Here is a 6,476-nt window from a genome sequence, read left to right on the forward strand (position 1 = left end):
GTGGCTGGAGCCGGACACGCCCGCGCACGGGGGGTAGCCGCGGGGGGAGGGCCGAAAGGACGAGACCGGATCCGGCCGGACGGCCGATCCGCCGCACGCACCGCGGGCCGTACGTTCTTCCTGGTCAGTCAGACCCCTGACGAGAGGAGGAGCGCCGTGGCCGAGCCGGGTCGGCGCATCGACGCCTTGGACGTGGTCCGCGGGTTCGCGCTGTGCGGGATCCTGACGGTCAACATCGGACCCATCACGCAGATGGGCGCCGATGTGCTGGAAGCGCTGCCGCCCGGCCAGGGGGTGCCCGCGGCCGCGCCCGAGGTGTGGCTGGACATGCTCGTCGCCGAGCGCTTCTTCCCGATCTTCTCGTTCCTGTTCGGGATCGGGTTCGCGATCTTCCTGGAGTCGGCCGGGCGGCGGCACCCGCGGCCCCGGCTGCTCCTGGTGCGGCGCCTGGCCGCCCTGGGCCTGCTGGGCCTGGGCCACCAGGTGCTGCAGCCCGGGGAGGCGCTGACCCCCTACGCGGTCTTCGGGCTGGCGGTCCTGCTGCCCGCGAGCTACCTGCCCTCCTGGGCGGTGCTGGCCCTGGGCGCGGCCGGGACCGCCGTGCCCGCCGCCCTCGGCCACGGCGGGACGCTGCTCATCCCCGGCCTGTTCCTGCTGGGCCTGGCCACGGCCCGGTACCGGGTCCCCCAGCGCCTCGACCGGTCGGCCGGGTGGACCGCCCTGGCCTTCGGGCTCTTCGCCGCCGCGGCGGTCCCGGCGGCGCTGTGGCAGTACGGCGAGGTCGAGAACTCGGGGTTCGCCGCCTCCAGCGCCGTGGCCGGGCTGCTCATGGCCGGGGCCTACGTGTGCGGCCTGGCCCTGCTGATGCGCACCCCGCTGGCCGGAGCGCTGCGCACCGCCTTCGCCCCGCTCGGGCGCATGGCGCTGACCAACTACGTGACCGCCACGGTGGCCGTGCTCGCGGCGGGGTACCTGCTGGACTTCCGCGCCGACTTCCGGTGGGGCGCCCTGTTCGCGCTGGCGGCGGGGGTACTGGCGGCCCAGTGGGTGTTCTCCTCCCTGTGGCTGCGCGCCTTCGGCTACGGTCCGCTGGAGTGGGCCTGGCGCTGCGCCACCTGGTGGGAGGCGGTCCCCATCCGGGTCAGTCGTCCCTCTCCTCCTTCTCGTCCTTCTTCTCGTCCTTCTCCTTCCGCTCCTGCTCCCGCTCCCGGGCCTTCTTGTACTCGGTGACGTCCATCGACGCGGCCACCTGGTCGTACACCGGACCGTAGGCCGGGTCCACCGCGGGCACGTACACCATCACGTCGCTCTCGGGCAGGAACCACATGCGCACCTCGAACGCGGCCCCGCCGTCGCACTCCACCTCCCAGACCCGGTGGTGCGACTTGAGCCCGTCGGCGTGCTCGGTCACCTCCGGCGGACCGACGGCCAGCTCGGCTCCGCCGGGCTCCTGGCCCTCGGCCCCCGGGGCCCGGCAGGACGCGTCCCCGGACCGCCACCCGCCGGCCTCGTTGAACGCGGTCCCCTCGGCCGGCCAGCCCTGCCCGTTGCGCTCGGCCGCCTTGGGGTACACCTGCACCGACCCGTAGCCGCAGCGCTCGCCCTCCGGCGGGTCCATGCACATGCGGCCGTTCCCGTCGGAGCGCGACCACCCCTCGGGCATGCCGATCGCCACGCCCTCGACGGACGTCCCGGACAGGGAGGCGGAGGCCGCCGGGACCGCGTCCGTGTAGGCCCCCTCGACCGACGGGGCACCGCCCGCGCCGTCGCCGTCGCCGTCGCCGCCGCCGTCGCCGCCGTCGCCGCCGCACCCGGCGGCGAGCAGGACGAGCCCCGCGCCCGCCACCGCGGCCTTGAGCCCCAACGCCTCGGACATGGGTCCCTTCCTCACAAGCCGGTTTCCCCTGCGACCGTGCCGATCCGGCCCGGATCGGCCCTCCGACGATAGCCGACCCCCACTACCCTGTGGGCATGGCGGACCTTCCCGAGCTCATCGCCCCACTGGCCGACCTGCGGCGCAGGCGCACCGCGCCGCTGGTCCTCGAACTCGACCTGACCGAAGGGACCACCGACGAGCCCCCGGGCCCGCCGCTGGCCCAGGTGCTCACCCGCCGCAGGGAGCGGCTCACCGACATCGTGGAGGGGCTGCGCCGCGGCGCCCGCGACCCCCGGGTGGGCGGGGTGCTGGCCAAGATCGGAGGCGCCCCCGCCGGGCTGGCCGCCGTCCAGCAGATCCGCGACGCGGTCGCCGACTTCCGCGCCTCCGGCAAGCCCGCCGTGGCCTGGAGCGAGTCCATCGGCGACTTCGGCCCCGGCACCGTCGGCTACTACCTGGCGGCCGCCTTCGGTGAGATCGCCCTGGCCCCCACCGGAACCGTCGGGCTGACCGGCCTGGCCCTGAACGCCCTCTTCCTGCGCGGTGCCTTCGACAAGGCCGGGGTGCGCCCCGAGACCGCCGCCCGGCACGAGTACAAGACCGCCGTCAACACCTTCACCGAGCACGACTACACCGCCGCCCACCGCGCGGCCGCCGAGGGCCTGCTGGAGTCGCTGTCGGAGCAGGTGCGCACCGGCATCGCCGCCGACCGCGGCCTGGAGCCCGGCCGGGTCGCCGAGCTGGCCGCCCGCGCCCCGCTGACCGCCGCCGAGGCCCTGGAGGCCCACCTGGTGGACCGGCTCGCCTACCGCGACGAGGTCTACGCCGACCTGCTGGAGCGCATCGGCCACGGCGGCCCCGAACCGGTGCTGCGCTTCGCCTCCCGCTACAACCGGCACCGCGCCACCGCCGAGCATCTGGGCCCACGCCCCGGAAACGGCCAGATCGCGCTGGTCGGCGTGCACGGGCAGATCCACTCCGGCCACTCCCGCCGCTCGCCCACCGGACGCACCACCGCCGGGGCCGAGACCGTCTCGGCCGCGCTGCGCGCCGCCCGCCGCGACACCTCGGTGCGCGCCGTGGTGCTGCGGGTGGACAGCCCCGGCGGGTCCCACTCGGCCTCCGACGCCGTCCGCCGCGAGGTGCGGCTCACCGGCGAGGCGGGCAAGCCCGTGGTGGTGTCCATGGGGGACGTGGCCGCCTCCGGCGGGTACTACATCTCCCTGGGCGCCGACCGCATCGTCGCCCAGCCCGGCACCGTCACCGGCTCCATCGGGGTCTTCATCGCCAAGCCCGACGCCCAGGGCCTGCTGGAGCGCCTGGGCATCGGGTACGGGACCGTGGACAGCGACCCGCACGCCGGGATGTTCTCCACCGCCCGCCCCTTCACCGACTCGGAGTGGGAGCGCGTCGACGCCCTGCTCGACGTGGTCTACGCCGACTTCACCGAGAAGGTGGCCCGCGCCCGCGGCCTGGACGCCGACCAGGTCGACCGCCTGGCGCGCGGCCGGGTGTGGTCCGGCGCCCAGGCGCACGAGCGGGGCCTGGTGGACGCCCTGGGCGGGCTGGAGACCGCGGTGCGGCTGGCGCGCTCGCTGGCCGGGGCGCCGCACGCGCCGCTGCGCCCCTACCCGCGCACCGGCCCGCTGGACCGGCTGCGCCCCGCCGAGTCCAGCGAGGAGCGCTCCGCCGCGGCCCGCACCCGGCTGGACGCCTGGGGGCCGCTGGCCGAGCTGTCGGCGCGGGCCGGACTGCCCGCCGCCGGGCCGCTGGTGCTGCCGGGCGACTGGGAGGTGCGGTGAGCGCGCCCGCCCCCGGCGCCTACACCGAGGCCATGTCCGCCCTGCCCACCGGGGTGGCGGTGGTGGCGGTCCGGGACGGGCGCGACGACGTCGGCAGCACCGTCAGCGCCCTGTGCTCCATCTCGGCCGACCCGCCGGTGGTCATGCTCAGCGTGATCGCCGACGGGTACCTGCGCGAGGTGATCGACCGGCAGGGCGCCTTCGCCGTCAGCGTGCTCGGTTCCGGGCACCGCGCCATCGCCGGGCGGTTCTCCGCCGCGGGGCGGCCCAGCGCCCGGCTGCTGCTGGCAGCCGAGCCGCACACCCGCGGTGAGGAGACCGGGGCGCTGGTGCTCACCGAGGCCCTGGCGGCGCTGGAGTGCTCGGTCGAGCAGAGCCTGGAGGTGGGCGACCACGCCGTCTACTTCGCCGGGGTGACCGGCCTGCCGCGGGTGGACGGCGGCCGCGGCGGCGCCCACCCGCTCGTGCGCTTCGAGGGCCGGTACCGCACCCTGGGGTGAGCGAAACTCTCTAGAGAGGTCGCCGAGGGCAACCCCTCCGGCACACCGCTGTGCGGGCGGCGCCAGTTCACACGGCGCCGCCCGAGCGGTGCAATGGGCGCATGGACGGCTTCTACACGGTACTCGGAATCCTGGTGGCCGGTCTGATCCTGGCCATGATCCTCTAGTTCAGCCCGGCGTCGGCGAGCCAGTCGGCCGCCACCGCGTCCGCGCTCTCGTGCTCGACCCCCACCCGCTCGTTCATCTCCACCAGGTCCTCGGTGGTCAGCTCCGCCGAGACCCGGTTCAGGACCTCGCGCGCCTCGCGGGGCACCGAGGCGTCGTGGATCAGCGGCACCACGTTCTGCGCGCCGAACAGGTTCTCCGGGTCCTCCAGGGTCACGAACCCCTCGGAGGCGATCGCCGGGTCGGTGGTGAACAGGTTGGCCGCCTGCACGTCCCCGTCCGACAGCGCGGTGGGCACCAGCGCCGGGTCCAGCGAGCGGAACCCGCCGAACTCGACCCCGTAGACGTCCTTGAGGCCCGGCAGCCCCTGCGGGCGCGTCTCGAACTCCGGCGGCCCGCCGATGTCCATGCCGTCGGCCACGTCCTTCAGGTCGCCGATCTCGGTGAGGCCCTCCTCATCGGCGGTCTCCTGGGTGACCGTCACCGAGTCCTTGTTCTCCGCCGGGGAGGAGTCCAGGATGCTCAGCCCGTCGGGCAGCTCCGCGGCCGCCCGCTCGCTCGTCTCCTCGGTCGAGCCGGACTCGGCCTCGGGGTCGAGGTAGAGCAGGATGCCGCCGTTGTACTCGGGCAGCACCGAGATGGCCCCCGACTCCACCTGGTCGTAGTAGACCTCGCGGCTGCCGATGTTGAGCTTGGTCTCCACCTCGTTGCCGGCCGCCTCCAGGGCCTGGGCGTAGACGTTGGCCAGCAGGGCCGACTCGGGGAAGTCCGCCGAGCCGACGGTGATCACCCCGGAGCCGCCGCCCCCGCCGCCGTCGGCGTAGGGGTCCTCGCCGCCGCAGGCCGAGGCGGCCAGCGCCAGCGTTCCGGCGGCCGCCGCGGCCGCACCCGCTCTGAGGCCCTCGCGTGTCGTGCGCATCGTCCCAACTCCCTCGAACGTCGACTACTCCCGGGCGGCGGCCTCGCGGGCGCGCAGCCCGGGGGCCACCGCCAGGCGGCGCAGCAGCCAGAAGAACACCAGCACGAGCACCGCCATCAGTGCCACCAGCAGGGACCCGCCGGCCACCATGCCGAACTCCTGGCGGTTCTGCCCGTCGAAGATGAACCGCCCCAGGCCGCCCACGCCGACGTAGGCGGCGATGGTGGCGGTGGAGACCACCTGCACCGCGGCGGTGCGCAGCCCCAGCAGCACCATCGGCAGCGCCACCGGCAGCTCCAGGCGCAGCAGCACCTGCGCCCCGCGCATGCCCATCCCCGCGGCGGCGTCGCGCAGGCCGGGGTCGACCGCGCGCACCCCCTCGTAGGTGTTGACCAGGATCGGCGGCACCGCCAGGATCACCAGCGCCGTCTGCACCGGCACCAGGCCGATCCCCATCGCCAGCACCACCAGGAACATCACGCCGATGGTGGGCAGCGCGCGGGCGGCGTTGGCCAGGCCCACGGCGAGCAGCCCGCCGCGGCCGGTGTGCCCGGTGGCCAGCCCCAGCGGCACCGCGATCGCGGCGGCCATCGCCATGGCCGCGGCCGAGTAGGCGGTGTGCTCGGCGAAGCGGGCGGGGACGCCGTCCGGCCCGGTCCAGGTGGCCGGGTCCGAGAACCAGGCGGCGACCAGCTCGTAGATGCTCACCGCGCCCCCTTGCGCCCGCGGCGCGGCGCCCACGGGGTGAGCAGCCGCTGGGCCAGCACCAGCAGTCCGTCGACGGCGAAGGCGAGCACCGCGGTCAGCACCACGCCCACGATGATGGGGGTGGCGAAGCGGTTGTTGAACCCCTCCCGCAGGATCAGCGCCCCCAGGCCGCCCAGGCCCACCATGGAGGCGACGCTGACCATGCTGATGGTGGCCACCGAGGCCACCCGCAGCCCGGCGATCACCGCGGGCACCGCCACCGGCAGCTCCACCAGCACCAGGCGGCGCAGCGGGCCGAACCCCATCGCGGTGGCGGCCTGGCGGACGTGGCCGGGCACCTGGTGCAGCCCGTCGACGATGTTGGGCACCAGGATCGCCAGGGTGTACAGGGCCAGCGGCAGCACCGCGGTCCAGATCGTCAGCCCGGTGTAGGGCAGCAGCAGGAAGAACAGCGCGATCGAGGGCAGCGCGTAGAGCACGTTGACCGCGGTGAGCAGCGGCGGGGG

The 6,476-nt window shown here is 75.3% G+C and carries 7 protein-coding genes; 3 read left to right on the forward strand and 4 right to left on the reverse strand.

The genetic code is table 11. From position 1 onward, the window contains the following. Positions 1-156: 156 nt before the first annotated feature. Entirely contained in the window at positions 157-1,230 is a 1,074-nt protein-coding gene (locus D476_RS0119955; RefSeq protein ID WP_017625695.1) for a DUF418 domain-containing protein, read from the forward strand. Here D476_RS0119955 and D476_RS0119960 read toward each other — a convergent pair. Further along, a complete protein-coding gene (locus tag D476_RS0119960; RefSeq protein ID WP_026123678.1) occupies positions 1,142-1,876 on the reverse strand; it encodes a hypothetical protein in 735 nt (244 codons plus the stop codon). The two genes, D476_RS0119955 and D476_RS0119960, sit on opposite strands and share 89 nt — an antisense overlap. A gap of 95 nt (positions 1,877-1,971) precedes the next feature. On the opposite strand from D476_RS0119960, the gene sppA reads away from it, so the two are divergent. Both sppA and D476_RS0119970 read left to right on the forward strand, forming a co-directional pair. After that, entirely contained in the window at positions 1,972-3,678 is a 1,707-nt protein-coding gene (gene sppA, locus D476_RS0119965) for a signal peptide peptidase SppA (protein ID WP_017625696.1), read from the forward strand. A gap of 32 nt (positions 3,679-3,710) precedes the next feature. Then, positions 3,711-4,178 (forward strand): flavin reductase family protein, encoded by a 468-nt coding sequence (locus D476_RS0119970; RefSeq protein WP_040726716.1) that lies wholly within the window; start codon positions 3,711-3,713, stop codon positions 4,176-4,178. A gap of 163 nt (positions 4,179-4,341) precedes the next feature. Here the strand turns inward: D476_RS0119970 and D476_RS0119980 are convergent, their stop codons facing one another. From D476_RS0119980 to D476_RS0119990, 3 genes are all read right to left on the reverse strand, one after another. After that, a complete protein-coding gene (locus D476_RS0119980) occupies positions 4,342-5,262 on the reverse strand; it encodes an ABC transporter substrate-binding protein (protein ID WP_017625699.1) in 921 nt (306 codons plus the stop codon). A 24-nt stretch (positions 5,263-5,286) separates the two neighbouring features. Beyond that, positions 5,287-5,970: an ABC transporter permease gene (locus tag D476_RS0119985; protein ID WP_026123679.1), complete on the reverse strand. Its 684-nt coding sequence runs from the start codon at positions 5,968-5,970 to the stop codon at positions 5,287-5,289. After that, a partial coding sequence (locus D476_RS0119990) for an ABC transporter permease (RefSeq protein ID WP_017625701.1) occupies positions 5,967-6,476 on the reverse strand: 510 nt, incomplete at its 5' end. The genes D476_RS0119985 and D476_RS0119990, both read right to left, overlap by 4 nt.

It is taken from the genome of Nocardiopsis chromatogenes YIM 90109, assembly GCF_000341185.1.
Taxonomy (GTDB): domain Bacteria; phylum Actinomycetota; class Actinomycetes; order Streptosporangiales; family Streptosporangiaceae; genus Nocardiopsis_A; species Nocardiopsis_A chromatogenes.

What these genes read in the sequence shown, in the direction of transcription:
- D476_RS0119980 (WP_017625699.1), bottom strand. Translation starts at nt 5,262, where the DNA reads ATGCGCACGACACGCGAGGGCCTCAGAGCGGGTGCGGCCGCGGCGGCC.
- D476_RS0119970 (WP_040726716.1), top strand. Translation starts at nt 3,711, where the DNA reads ATGTCCGCCCTGCCCACCGGGGTGGCGGTGGTGGCGGTCCGGGACGGG.
- D476_RS0119960 (WP_026123678.1), bottom strand. Translation starts at nt 1,876, where the DNA reads ATGTCCGAGGCGTTGGGGCTCAAGGCCGCGGTGGCGGGCGCGGGGCTC.
- sppA (WP_017625696.1), top strand. Translation starts at nt 1,972, where the DNA reads ATGGCGGACCTTCCCGAGCTCATCGCCCCACTGGCCGACCTGCGGCGC.